The sequence below is a fragment of the Belliella kenyensis genome (assembly GCF_022549675.1).
Taxonomy (GTDB): domain Bacteria; phylum Bacteroidota; class Bacteroidia; order Cytophagales; family Cyclobacteriaceae; genus Belliella; species Belliella kenyensis.
The window spans coordinates 1-2,384 of sequence record NZ_JAKZGR010000041.1 but is presented as its reverse complement, the minus strand read 5'-3'; the positions used below and the strand labels follow the sequence as shown (position 1 = coordinate 2,384).

Sequence of the window (2,384 nt, the reverse complement as noted above, 5' to 3'; positions counted from 1 at the left end):
GAGGTGCATTGTCCCAGTTGAAGGTAAATGGCTCAGCCTCCACACTTGCGATTAAAAGGTCATCTGCATAGAAATCTACCTTCACCACTTCACCATCTTCATCTGCACTTAGGGTAGTGATTTCGATAACCTGCCCTTGCTCGAATACTTGTTGATCTTCTGGTGTGATGATGCTGATTGTTGGAGAAACATTCACAGCAGGAGCTTCCTCGACTGTTATGTGAACAGAATTAGAAACTGTCGCAGCCCCTTCATTGTCAGTGGCAATAGCTGTGATGTAATGATTGCCCAGAGGTGCATTGTCCCAGTTGAAAGTAAATGGCTCAGCCTCCACACTTGCGATCAATAGATCACCTGCATAGAAATCTACCTTCACGACTTCACCATCTTCATCTGCACTTAGGGTAGTGATTTCGATAACCTGCCCTTGCTCGAATACCTGCTGATCTGTTGGGGTGATGATGCTGATTGTTGGAGAAACATTGGCTGCTGGAGCTTCCTCAACTGTTATGTAAATAGGAGTAGAGACCGTTGCAGCCCCTTCATTGTCAGTGGCAATAGCGGTGATGTAATGATTGCCCAGAGGTGCATTGTCCCAGTTGAAGGTAAAAGGCTCAGCCTCCACACTTGCGATCAAAAGATCACCTGCGTAGAAATCTACCTTCACGACTTCACCATCTTCATCTGCACTCAGGGTAGTGATTTCGATAACCTGCCCTTGCTCGAATACTTGTTGATCTTCTGGAGTGATGATGCTGATTGTTGGAGAAACATTGGCGGCAGGAGCTTCAGGGATTTCAGGAGCTTCCTCGATTGTTATGAAAATGGGAGTAGAAACCGTCGCAGCCCCTTCATTGTCAGTGGCAATAGCAGTGATGTAATGATTGCCCAGAGGTGCATTGTCCCAGTTGAAAGTAAATGGCTCAGCCTCCACACTTGCGATCAATAGATCACCTGCATAGAAATCTACCTTCACGACTTCACCATCTTCATCTGCACTTAAGGTAGTGATTTCGATAACTTGCCCTTGCTCGAATACCTGCTGATCTTCTGGATTGATTATGCTGATAGTTGGAGAAACATTGGCTGCTGGAGCTTCAGGAGTAGCAGGAGTAGCAGGAGTTTCAGGGATTTCAGGAGCTTCCTCGATTGTTATGTAAACAGAATTAGAAACCGTCGCAGCCCCTTCATTGTCAGTGGCAATAGCAGTGATGTAATGATTGCCCAGAGGTGCATTGTCCCAGTTGAAGGTAAATGGCTCAGCCTCCACACTTGCGATTAAAAGGTCATCTGCATAGAAATCTACCTTCACCACTTCACCATCTTCATCTGCACTTAGGGTAGTGATTTCGATAACCTGCCCTTGCTCGAATACTTGTTGATCTTCTGGGGTGATGATGCTGATTGTTGGAGAAACATTGGCGGCAGGAGCTTCCTCGATTGTTATGTAAACAGGAGTAGAAACCGTCGCAGCCCCTTCATTGTCTGTGGCAATAGCAGTGATGTAATGATTGCCCAGAGGTGCATTGTCCCAGTTGAAGGTAAATGGCTCAGCTTCCAGACTTGCGATCAATAGATCACCTGCATAGAAATCTACCTTCACGACTTCACCATCTTCATCTGCACTTAGGGCAGTGATTTCGATAACCTGCCCTTGCTCGAATACCTGCTGATCTTCAGGGGTGATGATGCTAATAGTTGGAGAAACATTGACGGCAGGAGCTTCAGGAGTAGCAGGAGTTTCAGGAGCTTCAGGGATTTCAGGAGCTTCCTCAACTGTTATGTAAATAGGAGTAGAAACTGTCGCAGCCCCTTCATTGTCTGTGGCAATAGCAGTGATGTAATGATTGCCCAGAGGTGCATTGTCCCAGTTGAAGGTAAAAGGCTCAGCTTCCACACTTGCGATCAAAAGGTCATCTGCAAAGAAATCTACTTTCACCACTTCACCATCTTCATCTGCACTTAGGGTAGTGATTTCGATAACCTGCCCTTGCTCGAATACCTGCTGATCTGTTGGAGTGATGATGCTGATTGTTGGAGAAACATTGGCGGCAGGAGCTTCCTCGATTGTTATGTAAACAGGAGTAGAAACCGTCGCAGCCCCTTCATTGTCAGTGGCAATAGCAGTGATGTAATGATTGCCCAGAGGAGCATTGTCCCAGTTGAAGGTAAAAGGCTCAACTTCCACACTTGCGATCAATAGATCATCTGCATAGAAATCTACCTTCACCACTTTACCATCTTCATCTGCACTTAAGGTAGTGATTTCGATAACCTGCCCTTGCTCGAATACCTGCTGATCTGTTGGGGTGATGATGCTGATTGTTGGAGAAACATTCACAGCAGGAGCTTCAGGAGTAGCAGGAGAAGCAGGAGCTTCAGGA

1 protein-coding gene is annotated in these 2,384 nt (G+C 46.2%); it reads right to left on the bottom strand.

Going from position 1 to position 2,384, the window contains the following annotated elements; translation table 11 throughout:
- A partial coding sequence (locus MM214_RS18830) for an Ig-like domain-containing protein (protein ID WP_241297727.1) occupies positions 1-2,384 on the bottom strand: 2,384 nt, incomplete at both ends.